We start from the raw sequence: 14,767 nt of genomic DNA on the forward strand, positions 1-14,767 counted from the left end.
GGAAGCGCTTACGGGCAACCTCGTCTTCTCGTCTTCTCGTCCTCTCGTCTTCTGCCCTATCTAGGCTCTATATAGACTGGAAACTCCGCCGTCCTCACCCACGGCTCCGCCTCATACGCCTCCACCCCCGCCTTCGTCACGCGGTGCGACACGAGCGGGAGCGGGGGCTCGGCTTCCTCGGCGATGTGGAACGACTCGGCTAACGATGCCATGCCGGCGGCGATTCCCGCCTCGTCGCGGGCAAAGATCGTCGCGATCGGTTCACCCACGCGCACCACGTCGCCGGGGCGGGCGCGGATCACGAAGCCGACGCTCGGGTCGATCGCGTCGTCCATGCGCGTGCGGCCGCCGCCCAGCGCGATGATCCCCCGCCCCACGGCCCGCGGCTCCACGCGGGCAATCACCCCCGCCGTCGGCGCCGTGAAGATCTCGACCTCCTTCGCCTGCGGCAGGCGCGATGGGTCGTCGACGACCCTCGGGTCGCCCCCCTGCGCCTCGATGATCCGCTGGAACATCTCGGCGGCGCGCCCGCTGGAGAGCGAGACCTCCATCTTCCGCCGCGCCTGGTCGGTGTTGGCGGCGGCGCCGCCCAGCACCAGCATCTCCGCGCCTAACGCGTAGGTCACCTGCATCAGGTCGGGGGGGCCCTCGCCGCGCAGGGCGGCAATCGACTCCTCCACCTCCAGCGCATTGCCGCAGGCGCGACCCAGCGGGCGGTCCATGGCCGTCATCAACGCCACCACCGGACACCCGTGATCCTCGCCCAGCTCGATCATCAGCCGGGAGAGGGCCACGCCACGGTCGAAGTCGGGGATGAACGACCCCGACCCGCGCTTCACGTCGAGCACCAACCCGGTGAGCCCCTCCGCCAGCTTCTTGCTCATGATCGACGCGGCGATGAGCGGGATACTCTCCACCGTGCACGTCGCGTCGCGAAGCGCGTACAGCTTGCGATCCATCGGCGCGATCTCGGCGCTCTGCCCGATCAGGGCGCAGCCCAACTCCTCCAGCTGCCGGCGCGCCTGTTCGAGCGTGAGCCGCGTCTGGAAGCCGTCAATCGACTCGAGCTTGTCCAGCGTCCCCCCCGTGTGCCCAAGGCCCCGCCCGGACATCATGGGAACGACGACGCCGAGTGAGGCGACGAGCGGGGCGAGGACGAGGGAGACCTTGTCGCCCACGCCGCCCGTGGAGTGCTTGTCCACGCGCCCTGCCGCCAAGTGCGAGAGCTCCAGCCGCTCCCCGCTCTGCAGCATCGACTGCGTCAGCGCCCCCACCTCCTCACGGTCCAGTCCGTGGATGAAGGCTGCCATGAGGAACGCCGCCATCTGGTAGTCCGTCATGCTCCCCGAGGTGTAGGCGCGCGACAGCGCGTCCCACTCGGGGGGCGTGAGGCGTCCACCATCGCGTTTCCTCTCGATCAGGCGTTGGGCAAGCATGTCCGGCTCGATTCGGGTATTATCACGCACCCCCACGACCTCAACCCCGGCGCCTGGCCAGGCGCCCCAGAGCGGAGACGTGGCGATTTCTCATGTTGTTCCAGCTGACCATCCAATCCTTCTTCCGCCCCATCGTCGTGGCGGGAGCGCTGCTCCTGCCCGGTAGTCTCGGCCACGCGCAGTCGTCGGCGAGCGACCACATTGCACAGGGCGACCGTGAGTCGGCCGCCTTCAATCCTGTCGCGGCGCTCGTGCACTACGAGGCGGCGATCGCGGCAGACCCCCGCAACGGCGAGGCGCTGGGCAAGGCCTCGCGCACCGCCGTCGACATCGGAGAGCAGGCGACCGACGCCGCCAAGCGCACCGAGGTGTACCGCAAGGGAGAGCAATACGCGCGGCGCGCCGTCGAGGCAAGTCCTAACGATCCGGAGGCGCACTTCCACCTGGCGCGCGCGCTGGGGCGTAACGCCCTCTCGCTGGGCGTGCGTGACCGCGTGAAGTACGCCAACGAGATCCGCGCCCAGGCGCTGGAGGCGCTGCGCCTCGACCCCAACCACGCCGGCGCGCTGCACGTCATGGGGGTGTGGAACGCCGAGGTGATGCGCCTCAACGGCGTGGAGCGATTCTTCGCGAAGAATGTGCTTGGCGGCAAGACGTTCGGAATGGCCAACTGGAAGGACGCCGTGTCGAACCTCGAGAAGGCCGTCGCCGTCGATCCCGCACGGCTCACCCACCACCTCGACCTCGGGATGATCTACCTCGACGTCGGCGAGAAGGCAAAGGCGCGAGAGCAGCTCGAACTGGTGGTGCGCGGCCAGCAGACCGACTACAACGACCCGGTGTACAAGCGGCAGGCCGAGGCGGCCCTGCGCAAGATCAAGGACTAGGACCAAGACTCGCATGAGCGGCTCGCGCGACCGGACAGTCCTCATCGTCGAGGACAACGAGGACAACCGCATCGTCTACTCGACCATCCTGCGCCACCACGGCTTCGTCGTGAGCGAGGCGCTGGATGGTGAGGAGGGGATCGCCAAGGCACGGCGGGAATTGCCGGACATCATCCTGATGGACATCTCCATCCCGTTGATCGACGGATGGGAAGTGACCCGTCAGCTCAAGGGCGACGACTCGACCCGGCGCATCCCCGTCATCGCCCTCACCGCGCACGCCATGCCCGGCGATCGCGAACACGCCCTCGCCGTGGGATGCGACGGATACCTGGCTAAACCGTGTGAGCCACGCGCCGTCCTGGCAGAGGTCAATCGCCTCATCCAGCCGCCGCGCGAAAGCTGAGCCCATCGCGGCGTGACCCCCGTCACGCCGCGCTCATGTCGCGCACGGAACTCGTGTCGTGCGCTCCCGCACGCATTGACGGCACGTCGCGCTTGCGCGTCTTACAGGCGAGCCCGCTTCGCATTTCGAGCAGCGTGGTCGCCGCCTCTCGACCGCGCCCCCGGCTCCGTGCCGCCACTCGTCGCCCTTCGCATGTCGTCTCCCGTCGTCCCGTCGCTCGCGCACGATTCCGTCGCCTCGCCGGCGCTCGACGTCGCGTCGCTGCGCGAGCGCGTGGACGCGCTCACGCGCGAGCGCGACCAGCTCCTGGTAGTGGTTGACCTGCAGCAGGAACTGGGCGGGTCGTTGCAGGTGGCGGAGGTCCTGCAGCGCCTGACGAGTCGCCTGGGTGAGCTATTCGGGCTCGATCGCGCGTCGATCTACCTGGCGGGCGATGGACGCCGTGAGGGGCATCGCGAGGTGCGCCTGGTGGCGACGTTCGAGAACCCGTCGATCAGCAACGTCGTCGTCGACCTGGACCGCTATCCGGAGTTGGCCGACGCCTTCTCGTCAGGGCAGACCGTCGTCATTCCCGACGCCGTTGCCGACCCGCGCCTCGCCTCGGTGCGAGCGGCGCTCGACCTGCGCAGCGTACGCTCCATCATCGTCGTCCCCATGCGGTGGCGCGCCGCCGTCATCGGCGCCATCGTGCTGCGCACGGAGCGTGGCGGAACGCCGTTCTCCGAGGCGGACGTGCGCTTCTGCGAGGTGATTGCTTCCCTCACGGCGCGCGCACTGCGCAACGCGCACCGCTTCGAGAAGATCCAGCAGGCCAGCGACGCCGAGTCGGAACGCCGCCGGCGTGGCGAACTGGAACGCATCGCCTTCGTGGCCTTCCTCCGGCGCCTCATGGCGAGATACGCGCGCAGCGACGACCAGCGCTGGTCCGAAACGCTCCTGCCGCGCGAGTCCGACGAGGAACTCGACCGCCTGGTGTCGGTGGCAATGCAGGTGATAGAGGAAGAGGCAAAGGGATAGCAGGACAGCGCCCGGTTGGCGCGGAGCGGCGTCGCGCGGTCCGGCATGGCGCGGTGTTACGTGTCGTGAAACAGGCGGCGTTGGCGGCCTGTTAGTGTTCGTGGCGAGAGTGCTGTCAGATTCCTTACCTCTTCCCGACCGACACATGCTCATTACCGACGCCATGACTGCCGCGATGAGCGAGCAGATCGGCAACGAACTCGCGGCCTCCAACCAGTACGTCGCCATCGCGGTGTACTTCGACGGCGAAGGGCTCCCCGCCCTCGCCAAGCACTTCTACAAGCAGGCTGCGGAAGAGCGCCAGCACGCCATGCGCTTCGTGAAGTACCTGGTCGACGCCGGCGCGACTCCGATCATTCCTGCCATCCCGGCCCCGCGCGCCAGCTTCACCTCGGCCGCCGACGCGGTGCAGCTCTCGCTCGACTCGGAGCTTCGTGTCACTCGGCAGATCAACGCGCTCATGGACCTCGCGATCAAGGAGGGCGACCATCTTTCCAGGAACGCGCTCGAGTGGTTCGTGAACGAGCAGCGGGAGGAAGTGTCGAGCATGGACATGCTGCTCCGCATGGTGAAGCGCGCCGGCGAGCCTGGACTCTTCTTCGTGGAGAACTTCCTAATCCAGGGTGGGCCCGAAGGCGGGGAAGACGAAGGAGAGGAAGGCGCGGAGACGTAGTTCGCACGTTCGCGGGGAGATACGAACGGGCCCGGCACTGGTCGCCGGGCCCGCTTCGCCCTTGTATGCTTCCGCACCACGCCCGCGCACGCGTTTCGCACGCTTCGCCCGATACTACCGTCCCCCGGTTCCGCATGCCCTCCCCCTCCGCCGGCACTCCCCGCGCGCGCGCGGCCGAGCTGCGCACCGTGCTCGACCGCGCCTCGTACGAGTACTACGTGCTCGACCGCCCGTCGATGCCGGACGCCGAGTACGATCGGCTGTTCCGCGAGCTGCAAGCCATCGAGCGCGAGCACCCGGCGTTGCGCACCCCCGACTCGCCCACGCAGCGCGTCGGCGCCGCCCCCGTGAGCGCGCTCCCCAAGCACACGCACACGGTCCCGATGCTCTCCCTCGACAACGCCTTCTCCAACGAGGAATTGCAGGCGTGGGAGGATCGCCTGGTGCGGCTGGCGGGCGAAGACGTGCGGCACGCCGGCTACTCGGCCGAGCTCAAGATCGACGGGGCGGCGGTGAGCCTGCTGTACGAGGATGGCGTCCTGGTCACCGGCGCCACGCGCGGCAACGGAACGGTAGGGGAGGACGTCACGCCGAACATCCGCACGGTGCGCGACGTCCCGTTGCGCCTGCGCGGCTCGCGACACCCGCGCCGCATCGAGGTGCGCGGCGAGATCTACTACCCGTTCGACCTCTTCGAGCGGATGAACGAACAGCGCGTCCGCGCCGGCGAGCCGGTCTTCGCCAACCCGCGCAACGCGGCGGCGGGAACGCTGCGCCAGCTGGACCCGGCCATGACCGCCGCCCGTCCGCTGCGCTTCTTTGGTTACACGATGATCCCTGCCCCCGGCACGACGCTCCCGGTGGCGACCCAGGGCGAGGTGCTCTCCCTCCTCGAATCGTGGGGCGTCCCCGTCGCCCCGCACCGCCAGCGCTGCGCCACGCTGCAGGACGTGATGGACTGGGCGCACCGCCTGGAGCACGACATCCGCGCCACGCTCAACTTCGCGATCGACGGCGGCGTGGTGAAGATCGACCGACTCGCCCTGCAGGACGACCTCGGCGTGGTGGGCGGGCGCGAGCCACGCTGGGCCATTGCCCGCAAGTTCGCCCCCGACATCGCCGAGACGCGGCTCCTCGAGATTCGCGTGAACGTGGGACGCACCGGGGCGCTCAACCCGTACGCCGTGCTGGAGCCGGTGGAGATCGGCGGCACGACCGTCACCTACGCCACGCTGCATAACGAAGACCTCATCCTCGCCAAGGACCTGCGCATCGGCGACACGGTGCAGGTCAAGCGCGCGGGCGAGGTCATCCCGCAGGTCATCGGTCCCGTCCCCGAAAAGCGCACGGGGAGCGAGAAGAAATGGCGCATGCCCCTCCGCTGCCCGGTGTGCCACACCCCGCGCGTGCGCGACGAGGAAGAGGTCGCGTACTACTGCCCCAACGTGCAGTGCGAGGGGCGACGGCTGGAAGGGCTCGTCCACTTCGCCAGCCGCGACGCGATGGACATCCGCGGACTCTCCTACGCCCGCCTCGAACAACTGGTCAACGCGGGGCTCGTCCGTGATCCCTCCGATCTGTACCGGCTCGCCGCCGACCAGGTGAGCACCCTCGAGCGATTCGCCGAGAAGAGCGCGCAGCAACTGGTCGACGCCATCGCCGCCAGCAAGGCGCAACCGCTCTCGCGCCTCCTCTTCGGACTCGGGATTCGCCATGTCGGCGCCACCGCCGCCGAACTCCTGGCGCGCCACTTCGGCACCATGGCGAGCCTCAGAAAGGCGAGCGAAGAGGCCATTGGGGAGGTGCACGGCATCGGGACGACCATCGCCAAGTCGGTGGTGTCATATTTTGCCGATCCCACCGCGCGGGCCCTGCTCGATCAGCTGAACGTGATGGGGCTCACCATGTCGGAGCCGCAACCCCGCACGCGGGATGGTGCCCTCAAGGGACTCACGGTCGTCATCACTGGGACGCTCCCGACCCTGAGCCGAACCGACGCGACCGAGCTGCTCGAGCGCGCCGGCGCCCGCGTCACCGACAGCGTCTCGAAGAAGACCTCGTTCCTCGTGGCGGGTGACGCGGCGGGGAGCAAGCTGGAGAAGGCCCGATCGCTCGGCGTCGAGGTCATCGACGAAGCCGAGTTGCTGCGAAGAGTTGGTCGATGACAACCGGGAATCGCCAGCACACGCCGAGATACGCCCATGCCACAGCCGCTCGACCTCACCCACCACGGGATGCTCGCCCTCACGCGCTCCTCGCTCGCGACGCTGCGCGCGGCCCTGCTGCGCGATGGCGGTCCCGACGCCGCGGTCTACCTGCAGGAAGCCGGATACGCCGGCGGTGACGCGATGTGGGAGGCGTTCAGGCGATGGCTGGCCGAGCGCAGCGACATCCCCGCCGAACAGCTCGACGTGGAATCGTTCGAGCAACGCGCCACCGAGTTCTTCCGCGACGCCGGCTGGGGGAGCATCACCGTGGGCTCCATTGGCGACGTGGTGGCCACGCTCGACTCCAGCGACTGGGGCGAGTCGGACCCGGGGAGCGCGATGGATCACCCCTGCTGTCACCTGACCACGGGGATGTTCGCCGACCTGTTCGGGCGCGTGGCGGGTGCCCCGGTGGCTGTGCTCGAGGTCGAGTGCCGCTCCGCCGGCGCTCCTCGTTGCCGCTTCCTGGTGGGGAGCCCCGCGGTGATGGAGCAGCTCTACGACGACATGGGGCGCGGCCTCCCGTACGAAGAGGCCATTAGCGCCTGCGCGTGACCTGCCGCCGCCGGCGAGAGCGGGGCCGAAATCGGTACTCAAGTGCCGGGTATTAGAGGACGACAATGAAACGGGGAGGATGCGGCAGGGGCCGCTCCTCCCCGTCGTCGTGCTCCGAGGGTCGGCGCGCGACGCCCGACCGATTCGCCCCCGAGGTACCGCATGGGAACCACCTCCCCCCGCGCCCCGCGCGATTCCATCTCGATGCGCGCCCTGGAGTGCTGCCCCGACTCCATCCTCCTCATGATGGGTATGGTCGAACCGATCGGCCCCACGATCATCTTCGTCAACAAGGCGTTCGAACGGCTCACGGGCTACCGCCGCAGCGAGGCCTGGGGGCAGACGCCCCGAGCGCTCCTGAATCCGGGGTTCGACGCCAGCTCACCCGACCCCATGCTGGCCGCACTCCGCGCCGGCGAGGACTTCCACGGCGAGCTGTCCCACGTGCGAAGGGACGGCTCGACGTACGTCGCCGACTGGAAGGTCTCACCCATGCGCGACGCGAGCGGCGAGATCACTCACTGGATCGCGGTCCAGCGCGAGGTGCAGGCCGCGCGCGGATGTGCTGACAGCACAGCGACTTCCGCCGAGTGGGCCGCATCGGGGAGGAGCGGGAGCGAGACCCCGGCCATGCGCGCCTCCGCACTCGCCATCGCCACGCTGCGCGTCGAGCAGGTCACGGTGGAGCCCGAACAGCACGCCCTCGCGGGCGCCGGCGCCCTCGCCTAACGCGCCTCGAAGTACTTCGGGTTCGCCACGAGTTCGCCGTTCACCAGCACCTCTCGATCCCACGGGAGGACGATGGTGCTCTCCGTGGCCAGGGCGTGAAAATCCGGCTCATACACCCCCGTCTTGAACGAGACCGCGGTGCGTACCTCGGCGGCCCCGGCGTTCACGATCGCCGCAACCGCCAGCCGCATCGTGGCCCCGCTGTCGCACGTCTCGTCGACGATGAGGACGCGCTTGCCGCGCACTTCGTGCGGGGCGGCCCCCAGCACGGCAGGGGTCTCGCGCACCTGTTCGTGGTCGCGCCGGCTCACGAGGATCGACCGGAACTCGCGCTCCAGGATGGCGGCCACCACCGCCCCGGGAATCACGCCGGCCGTGGCGACACCGACCACGATCTCCGGGTCGAAGCTGCGCGCCACCTTGAGGGCGAGTGCGCGTGACAGCTCGCCAAAGAGCGGCCACTCCACATCGAACCGCCCCTTGGTGGGATCGACTTCATAGCGTCGCGGCGACATCGTGGCTCCTCGGCGTGATCGTCGTGGGCGTTGGCCGCTCAGGCGCTCCGCGTGAGAGCGGGACCCGACCGACGGGGAATGGCGACTCCCGGCAACCTAGCGACGCGCATCGGGGCAGGCGAGTTGGTGATCTCCGACGCATGCGTCGGGCGGCACGATGCGCCAACGTGGTCGTGCCGCGAGTTCGCGCGATTGCACACGGCGGAGTTGACGCGGTTGCCCACGATGCGGCGGCACGATAGTTTTGCGCGCGAAGCGCCGTGTCGCGCGCCCGGTCTTCACTTGGTGGTTGCGGCGTTCGCCGTGTAGACGGGAGCGTCGGCCTCCTTCCAGCCCAGCCTCGATCGCATGTCATGGTTGAGCCGCCTCCTTGGCGGCGGGAATGACAAGAGCAACCGGCGCCTCGACTATCTCAACGAGGCGCTGACCCTCGAGAAGTCGGGGGACATCGAAGCTGCCCTGACCTCGTACCGCCTCGCCCTGCGCGAGAAGCCGGACGATCACAAGATCCTGATCAACATGGCCATTGCCTATTCGCGCCAGTCGCGATTGGACGAGGCCATCCGCTGTTACAAGCGGGCACTCGAGATCGATCCGTCGCTGGCCGCGGCGCATTACGGGCTCGCCTTCCTCCTCATCAAGCGGGGCGATCGCGACGAGGCGACGGTGCACCTCGAGTCCTTCCTGTCGTCGCCTCCAAAGAGCGCCGACCCGGCCAACATCGAGCACGCGCGAAAGGCACTGGACGACCTGCGCAATCCGCAGGTCGATGAGACGGCGGAGTCGCCAGAAGTCGGCGGCTAACAGTGGGGCGCGTCCTCGCGGTCGTCAGTCAGAAGGGAGGGGTTGGCAAGACCACCACGTCGGTGAACCTGGCCGCGGCTTTCGCCCGGCGCGGGCTCAAGACGCTCGTCATCGACGTGGACCCCCAGGGCGCCGTGCGATACGGCATCGGACTCCGGCGCGGGCATCCCAGCTTTGGGTTCGCCGACTACCTCAACGGCCAGCGAACGCTGCGGGAGATCATCCTCCCCACCGCCCTTCCCTGGCTTCGCGTGATCCTGGCCGGTTCGGTCTCCGACTCCGCCGATCACACCTTCTATCAGCAGCTCATCGCCGAGACGAACGTCCTGCGCGATCTCCTGCAGACGGCGCGCGAACGCTGCGACGTGGTGGTGGTCGACACGCCCCCCGGGCTCGGCCCCATCGTCCACCGCGTCCTCGAGGCGTCGCAGCACGTCATCGTCCCGCTGCAATGCGAACCGCTCGCCCTGCAGACAACTCCGCAGATCCTTCGGGGTATCCAGGAGATCGTGGACCACAACCGCGAACTCACCCTGGACGGGATTCTGCTCACGATGTTCGAGCCCAACCAACCGTCGTCGCAGCGCGTGGCGGACTACGTGCGGGAGCACCTCCCGCGCAACATGGTGTTCGATGTCGTGGTGCCGCGCACCGAGGCGGCGCTCGAAGCCTTTGCTGCGGGTCAGCCGGTGGTGCTGCGCACCCCTGCCGACGCCGCCTCGCAATCGTACATCAACCTCGCGACGCTCCTGTCGGAGCGCTTTCGCTGAGTTGCCGGTAAGCGCGTGGTTCCGGCGCGACCTTCCCGCGGCACTCCGTTGGTGATGATCGGCGCGAGCGTCATGCTTCGGCGCCTCGGGCGATGCGTCGCCATCCCGGCCGTCGCGGCGCTGACGGCATTGCTGGCGTCGTGCATCGAACTGACCGTCGATCCCAAGGAGATTGCGGCCATCGAGTTCATCGCGCCGGCCAACCCCTCGTTCGTCGTCGGCGACTCGCTGCGAGACACGTTGGGCGCGGTCACGTCGCTGCAGGCCAAGGTCTTCGACGCAGGGGGCGACCTGGTCCCCAATGCCCCGCTCTACTTCGTGACGGTCGATTCGCTGTCGAGGATCGCGGGCAATTCGCTCCTCGTCGCCAACAAGAAGCTCGTGGGGACCACCAAGGTGTATGCCGTGAGCGGGCGGCTGCAGAGTGCGGCGCGATCGCTCGCCATCATCGCCAGCCCCGATTCCATCGCGTTCACGCCGGCCACGGTGGACACGATCAAGCTCAAGATCCCCAGCTCCGGCAGCACACTGGACACCTCTACAACGGTAAAGGTGACCGTTCGCGCCGCCGGCGGCGTGGCGAGCACCGTGCGTGTGCGCTTCGAACTCGAACGACGCGGCACGCTGCTGGGTCCCGCCGACACGGCGACCTACGCGCTGGTGAATACGGGATTGATGCACAGTCGCATCGACACCACCGATGCCTCCGGCACGGCGTCGCGCACGCTGCGGGTGCGCGTGACGGCGGGAACGCCGGTGCTCGACACGCTGGTGGTGCGCGCCACCGCCACCATGGGCGGCGTGCTGCAGCACAAGCCGGCACTCAAGACGTTCCTGATCGTCCCCGCGCCGTAGCCCACCATTCCGGCGCACACGCCGGGACATTGCGCCCGTCGCCGTGTGGCGCACGGGCTACGGGCGTGCGACGAGCTGCCGAGTACCGTGGCGACGGTTCCGCTCGCTCGTCCGGCGGCGCAACTTCCCGCGTCGTTCGCTCTCACTCGTCGCAGGAGACCTCGATGTACGCTCGCGGAGGCCCACGCCCCCCCGAAGGCACGCTGACGGCGCTCTTCCTGGATGCGCTGCGGAAGTACGACCGTCCCGACGCGCTGATGCATCGCGTGGCGACCAACTCGTGGCGTTCCGTCTCGCACCGCACCGTGCGCGAACGCGTGCGGCGTCTCGCGTTAGGCTTGCGGGAACTCGGGATTGCGCGCGGCGATCGGGTGGCGATCCTCTCCGAGAACCGCCCCGAGTGGGCAATCGCCGACTACGCCTGCCTCACCGCGGGACTCACCGATGTGCCGATCTACTCGACGCTCCCCGCCGAGCAGATCCCGTACATCCTCAACGATTCCGGGGCGGTGGCGCTCTTCGTCTCCACCGCGGTGCAAGCCGAGAAGGTCGCGTCGATCCGTGCCCAGGTGCCGGGCGTGCGGCTGGTGATTGCCTTCGACGAGGGGGCCCGCGCACACGCCGACCTCACGCTGGCCGATGTCGAGTCGCGGGGGATGGGGATCGACACACCGGCGGCCGCCGAGGCGTGGGAGCGCGAGGCCCGCGCCGTGAAGCCTAACGACTTGGCGACGATCATCTACACCTCGGGGACGACCGGCCCGCCCAAGGGCGTCATGCTGACGCACGACAACTTCTGGTCGAACGTGGCGGCCACCGCGCGCCTCATCCCGATGGGGACCGACGAAGTGGCGCTCTCGTTCCTTCCCTTGTCGCACGTCCTCGAGCGCATTGGCGACTACTGGTTCTTCCACACCGGGACGTCGATTGCCTACGTGGAGTCGTTCGACCTGGTCCCGATCTGCATGCAGGAGGTGCGCCCGACGATTGCGATGTCGGTCCCGCGCCTGTACGAGAAGATGTACGCCCGCGTCCTGGAGAACGCACTCTCGGGGAGCGGGACCAGGAAGCGGATCTTCTTCTGGGCACGGGGGGTGGCCGACCGGTGGGCCAACGAGAAGCTGGCCGGGCGCGAGCCGTCGGGGTTGCTCGCGCTGCAGTACGCCATCGCGCAGAAGCTCGTCTTCTCGAAGCTCAAGGCACGCACCGGGGGGCGCATGCGCTACTTCGTGTCGGGCGGGGCGCCGCTGGCCACCGAGATCAACAAGTTCTTCTATGCCGCCGGCCTCACGATCCTCGAGGGATACGGCCTCACGGAGACGTCGCCCGTCATCGGCGTCAACACGCCGAAGGACTTCCGCATCGGGACCATCGGCAAGCCGATCGACGGCGTGGAGGTGCAGATTGCGGCTGACGGCGAGATCCTGACCCGCGGACCGCACGTGATGAAGGGCTACTGGAACAAGCCCGAGGCCACCGCCGAGGCGATCGATGCCGACGGCTGGCTGCACACGGGGGACATCGGGGTGATCGAGGACGACTTCATCCGCATCACCGACCGCAAGAAGGACATCATCGTCACCGCCGGCGGGAAGAACATCGCCCCGCAACCGATCGAGAACCTGATCAAGACCAACAAGTACGTGAGCCAGGCCGTGATGATCGGCGACCGGCGCAAGTACCCCATCCTCCTCGTCGTCCCCAACTACGACAACCTGGAGAAGTGGGCCGCGTACAAGGGAATCCTCTGGACCGACCGCGGCCAGCTGCTCCAGATGCCCACCATCCAGGCCAAGATGGACAAGGAGGTGCGCGAGCAGCTGACGGGGCTCGCCAGCTTCGAGACGCCGAAGAAGATCGCGCTCCTCGAACACGACTTCACGGTGGAGTCGGGGGAGATGACGCCGACGCTCAAGGTGAAGCGCCGCGTGGTCGACCAGCGCTACAAGGCCTTGATCGACACGCTGTACGAGGACGACGTGCACGCGTGACGCGGGTCGTTACGCCCGGCACTCCTGACGCGGCGCGGGGCAGCGCCGAGCCTAACGACGACGCAGCGGGACCGGGACGCCCGGCGTCGCCTCCGCACGCTCGGCGACCCATACGTAGGCGTCGCGCGCGAGTTCGCGCACGCCAGCAGGGACTGGGACGCTGGCCGGCGCAACGAGGCGGCCGCGCGCGCGAAGCGCCTCAACAACGGAATCCAGCATCGCGCCCGACGCCGTGGCACTGTCGAGCCACGCGGCTCGCAGCGTTCCCGGCGCCAGGGGGAGCACCGCCTGCGTGCGAAGCGCCGAAGCGTAGCGCCCGCGGGCGACGCCGTGACGCGGCGCATTGAGCAGGAGCGGCAGTACCTGCGCCTCATCTTCCAGCGCGAAAGCCCACGCCGCGCAGTTGCCTCCCAGGAGCACTACCCCACCCCCGTCCCCCAGGGCGAGCAGCGCCCGCAGGCGCAGGAGCGTCTCCTCGTCGCCGCCTTCCCGCGGCGCGTCACGACCTTCGCGTGCCGCCGCGTCAGCGTCTGACTCTCGCCCCTCGGCTCCGTCGGTGAAATCAACCTCACCATCGCGGATGGTGAACTGGCGCCGGCAGACGGGACACCCGAGGAGTCCGTCGACGATGTCGCGCCCCTCCAGTCGCGTCACGGATGCAACGAGCCATGTCTGCTCGTGCGGCGACGGACAGCGAAGGGAGTCGACGAGCTCGATGAACACTGGCGGCGGAGGGGAGGGGGAAGTGCGAGCAGCGGCGAGATGAGGCGGCCGAGCGGCGGACGTCAGCTATGGCTCACGCGCAGCTCATCGACATTCACCTCGGCGGGGCGCGTCGCGAGCCAGAGCACCGCATCGGCCACGGCGTCGGCGCGAAGCATCTGCGTGCGCCGCGTGAAGCCGGGGCGCGCGTCCGGATCGATCGGATCCCAGATCGCGGTGTCGGTGGGTCCGGGCGACACCAGCGAGACGCGCACCCCGCTCCCGCGCAGTTCCTGTCGCAGCACCTCGTGCATGGCACGTGCGCCGAACTTCCCCGCGGCATAGCCCGCGTTCTCGGGGAATGCCGTCCGGTCGGCAATGGAGCCGATGGTGATCACGTGTCCCGAGCCGCGTTGCCGCATCCCGGGGACGAGCGCGTGCATCAGTCGATACGGGGCGAGGAGGTTGAGCTGCACCATCCGGTCGACCTCACTCGGCGGGAGCGTCCCGATGGCGCCGAGCGCGAAGATCCCGGCGTTGTTCACCAGCAGGTCGGGGGTGCCGACGGTTTGTCTCAGGCGGGCGAGCGCCGATTCGACTTGCTCCTCGCGCGCGAGGTCGCAGGCGATGGCGAGGGCGCCGGCCCCCGTTTCCGCGACGAGCTGCTCCAGCGCGCGCGAGTCGCGCGCGATGGCCACGACGCGGGCACCGCCAGCCGCAAGAGCGGTGGCGATGGCGCGTCCGATGCCGCGCGACGCCCCGGTGACCACGGCACTCTTCCCGGCAAGGGGGGCGTTCACGGCGCCGTGCACGTCCATGTCAGCGTCCGTTGGAGCCGTGCGCCAGGCGCAGGAACTCGTCGCGCGTGCGCGCGTCGTCGCGAAAGCACCCCAGCAGCGCCGAGGTGATCGTCTTCGAGTTCTGCTTCTCCACCCCCCGCATCATCATGCACAGGTGGTATGCCTCCACCACCACCCCCACCCCCCGCGGCGCCAGCACCTCCTGGATCGCCCCCGCAATCTCCCCCGTCAGCCGCTCCTGCACTTGCAGCCGGCGGGCAAACATGTCCACGATCCGCGGCAGCTTGCTCAATCCCACGATCGTCCCGTTCGGGATGTACGCGATGTGCGCCTTCCCGAAAAACGGCAGCAGGTGATGCTCGCACATCGAGTACAGCTCGATGTCGCGCACCATCACCATGTGCTCGTGCGCCTCGGCGA

16 protein-coding genes are annotated in these 14,767 nt (G+C 68.7%); 11 read left to right on the forward strand and 5 right to left on the reverse strand.

Annotation, left to right across the window (positions count from 1 at the left end; all coding sequences use genetic code 11):
- Positions 1-56 precede the first annotated feature (56 nt).
- Positions 57-1,436, reverse strand: a complete 1,380-nt coding sequence (locus tag IT359_12520) for a thymidine phosphorylase (protein ID MCC6929796.1) — start codon at positions 1,434-1,436, stop codon at positions 57-59.
- A 92-nt stretch (positions 1,437-1,528) separates the two neighbouring features.
- Between IT359_12520 and IT359_12525 the strand changes: the two genes are divergently transcribed.
- The 7 genes from IT359_12525 (at position 1,529) to IT359_12555 (ending at position 7,910) form a co-directional block, all read left to right on the forward strand.
- Complete coding sequence (locus IT359_12525) at positions 1,529-2,323, forward strand: hypothetical protein (GenBank protein MCC6929797.1); 795 nt, start codon at positions 1,529-1,531, stop codon at positions 2,321-2,323.
- A gap of 13 nt (positions 2,324-2,336) precedes the next feature.
- Complete coding sequence (locus IT359_12530; GenBank protein MCC6929798.1) at positions 2,337-2,729, forward strand: response regulator; 393 nt, start codon at positions 2,337-2,339, stop codon at positions 2,727-2,729.
- Between the two features lie 192 nt (positions 2,730-2,921).
- Complete coding sequence (locus IT359_12535; protein ID MCC6929799.1) at positions 2,922-3,746, forward strand: GAF domain-containing protein; 825 nt, start codon at positions 2,922-2,924, stop codon at positions 3,744-3,746.
- 145 nt (positions 3,747-3,891) lie between these two features.
- Complete coding sequence (locus tag IT359_12540; GenBank protein ID MCC6929800.1) at positions 3,892-4,419, forward strand: ferritin; 528 nt, start codon at positions 3,892-3,894, stop codon at positions 4,417-4,419.
- A 134-nt stretch (positions 4,420-4,553) separates the two neighbouring features.
- On the forward strand, positions 4,554-6,584 hold the full coding sequence (gene ligA / locus IT359_12545; protein ID MCC6929801.1) for an NAD-dependent DNA ligase LigA: 2,031 nt from the start codon (positions 4,554-4,556) through the stop codon (positions 6,582-6,584).
- 36 nt (positions 6,585-6,620) lie between these two features.
- Complete coding sequence (locus IT359_12550) at positions 6,621-7,181, forward strand: 4-vinyl reductase (GenBank protein MCC6929802.1); 561 nt, start codon at positions 6,621-6,623, stop codon at positions 7,179-7,181.
- Positions 7,182-7,343: 162 nt separating this feature from the next.
- Positions 7,344-7,910, forward strand: a complete 567-nt coding sequence (locus IT359_12555; GenBank protein MCC6929803.1) for a PAS domain-containing protein — start codon at positions 7,344-7,346, stop codon at positions 7,908-7,910.
- Here the strand turns inward: IT359_12555 and IT359_12560 are convergent.
- Positions 7,907-8,425: a phosphoribosyltransferase domain-containing protein gene (locus tag IT359_12560; protein MCC6929804.1), complete on the reverse strand. Its 519-nt coding sequence runs from the start codon at positions 8,423-8,425 to the stop codon at positions 7,907-7,909. The two genes, IT359_12555 and IT359_12560, sit on opposite strands and share 4 nt — an antisense overlap.
- Positions 8,426-8,773: 348 nt before the next feature.
- On the opposite strand from IT359_12560, the gene IT359_12565 reads away from it, so the two are divergent.
- The 4 genes from IT359_12565 (at position 8,774) to IT359_12580 (ending at position 12,845) form a co-directional block, all read left to right on the forward strand.
- Positions 8,774-9,229, forward strand: coding sequence for a tetratricopeptide repeat protein (locus IT359_12565; protein MCC6929805.1), 456 nt, complete (start codon positions 8,774-8,776; stop codon positions 9,227-9,229).
- Between the two features lie 2 nt (positions 9,230-9,231).
- Positions 9,232-9,999: a ParA family protein gene (locus IT359_12570; GenBank protein MCC6929806.1), complete on the forward strand. Its 768-nt coding sequence runs from the start codon at positions 9,232-9,234 to the stop codon at positions 9,997-9,999.
- 72 nt (positions 10,000-10,071) lie between these two features.
- Entirely contained in the window at positions 10,072-10,854 is a 783-nt protein-coding gene (locus IT359_12575; GenBank protein ID MCC6929807.1) for a hypothetical protein, read from the forward strand.
- A gap of 164 nt (positions 10,855-11,018) precedes the next feature.
- Positions 11,019-12,845 (forward strand): long-chain fatty acid--CoA ligase, encoded by a 1,827-nt coding sequence (locus IT359_12580; protein MCC6929808.1) that lies wholly within the window; start codon positions 11,019-11,021, stop codon positions 12,843-12,845.
- A gap of 51 nt (positions 12,846-12,896) precedes the next feature.
- On the opposite strand, the gene IT359_12585 is transcribed toward IT359_12580, so the two are convergent.
- The 3 genes from IT359_12585 to folE all read right to left on the reverse strand — a co-directional run.
- Positions 12,897-13,568 (reverse strand): hypothetical protein, encoded by a 672-nt coding sequence (locus tag IT359_12585; GenBank protein MCC6929809.1) that lies wholly within the window; start codon positions 13,566-13,568, stop codon positions 12,897-12,899.
- Positions 13,569-13,630: 62 nt separating this feature from the next.
- A complete protein-coding gene (locus tag IT359_12590; protein MCC6929810.1) occupies positions 13,631-14,365 on the reverse strand; it encodes an SDR family oxidoreductase in 735 nt (244 codons plus the stop codon).
- A 1-nt stretch (position 14,366) separates the two neighbouring features.
- The coding region (folE, locus tag IT359_12595; protein MCC6929811.1) for a GTP cyclohydrolase I FolE at positions 14,367-14,767 on the reverse strand (401 nt) is incomplete at its 5' end.

It is taken from the genome of Gemmatimonadaceae bacterium, assembly GCA_020852815.1.
Taxonomy (GTDB): Bacteria; Gemmatimonadota; Gemmatimonadetes; order Gemmatimonadales; family Gemmatimonadaceae; genus SCN-70-22.

Excerpts from the sequence above, each read along its gene's own strand:
- IT359_12555 (MCC6929803.1), top strand. The coding sequence starts at position 7,344 with ATGGGAACCACCTCCCCCCGCGCCCCGCGCGATTCCATCTCGATGCGC.
- IT359_12580 (MCC6929808.1), top strand. The coding sequence starts at position 11,019 with ATGTACGCTCGCGGAGGCCCACGCCCCCCCGAAGGCACGCTGACGGCG.
- IT359_12530 (MCC6929798.1), top strand. The coding sequence starts at position 2,337 with ATGAGCGGCTCGCGCGACCGGACAGTCCTCATCGTCGAGGACAACGAG.
- IT359_12525 (MCC6929797.1), top strand. The coding sequence starts at position 1,529 with ATGTTGTTCCAGCTGACCATCCAATCCTTCTTCCGCCCCATCGTCGTG.
- IT359_12520 (MCC6929796.1), bottom strand. The coding sequence starts at position 1,436 with ATGCTTGCCCAACGCCTGATCGAGAGGAAACGCGATGGTGGACGCCTC.
- IT359_12565 (MCC6929805.1), top strand. The coding sequence starts at position 8,774 with ATGTCATGGTTGAGCCGCCTCCTTGGCGGCGGGAATGACAAGAGCAAC.
- IT359_12590 (MCC6929810.1), bottom strand. The coding sequence starts at position 14,365 with ATGGACGTGCACGGCGCCGTGAACGCCCCCCTTGCCGGGAAGAGTGCC.
- ligA (MCC6929801.1), top strand. The coding sequence starts at position 4,554 with ATGCCCTCCCCCTCCGCCGGCACTCCCCGCGCGCGCGCGGCCGAGCTG.
- IT359_12560 (MCC6929804.1), bottom strand. The coding sequence starts at position 8,425 with ATGTCGCCGCGACGCTATGAAGTCGATCCCACCAAGGGGCGGTTCGAT.
- IT359_12540 (MCC6929800.1), top strand. The coding sequence starts at position 3,892 with ATGCTCATTACCGACGCCATGACTGCCGCGATGAGCGAGCAGATCGGC.
- IT359_12535 (MCC6929799.1), top strand. The coding sequence starts at position 2,922 with ATGTCGTCTCCCGTCGTCCCGTCGCTCGCGCACGATTCCGTCGCCTCG.
- IT359_12550 (MCC6929802.1), top strand. The coding sequence starts at position 6,621 with ATGCCACAGCCGCTCGACCTCACCCACCACGGGATGCTCGCCCTCACG.
- IT359_12575 (MCC6929807.1), top strand. The coding sequence starts at position 10,072 with ATGCTTCGGCGCCTCGGGCGATGCGTCGCCATCCCGGCCGTCGCGGCG.